The organism is Corynebacterium sp. HMSC076D02 (assembly GCF_001813815.1).
GTDB lineage: Bacteria > Actinomycetota > Actinomycetes > Mycobacteriales > Mycobacteriaceae > Corynebacterium > Corynebacterium simulans.
The window spans coordinates 1-384 of record NZ_KV814010.1 but is presented as its reverse complement, the minus strand read 5'-3'; the positions used below and the strand labels follow the sequence as shown (position 1 = coordinate 384).

Genomic DNA, 384 nt, shown 5'->3' with positions numbered 1-384 from the left:
ACCAAACTGTGCTGGCAGAGCACGCACGCTTTGCTCGTTCCAAGGTGGAATCGCTCACTTGGCAGGAAGCAAGTATTACTACTCGCCTCTACGAAGACAAAGACGCAGCCCTTAACGAGGTAAAGGCTAACTTCCAGCAGGTGCGTCTTGATGCTGCGCGTATTCGCGCCTATGAGCAGGCCATGGCAGACCACAGTTCCGCCTTGCGTGAAGAAGAAGCTGCCCTGGCAGACATTGAGCACCAACGCCTACTGGCTGATGATTACACCCGCCCGGTAGCCGAGCGGGCTTATGACCACGACGCGGCAGGCTATGGCACCTACCAACAGCGCATAGACCATGCGCACAAGCGTCTTGAACAGGCGCAACAGCGCCGCAGCCTAG

1 protein-coding gene is annotated in these 384 nt (G+C 57.6%); it reads left to right on the top strand.

Annotation, left to right across the window (positions count from 1 at the left end):
* Positions 1–384 (top strand): hypothetical protein (locus HMPREF2935_RS00030; RefSeq protein WP_141755974.1); only part of this gene is annotated, 384 nt, incomplete at both ends.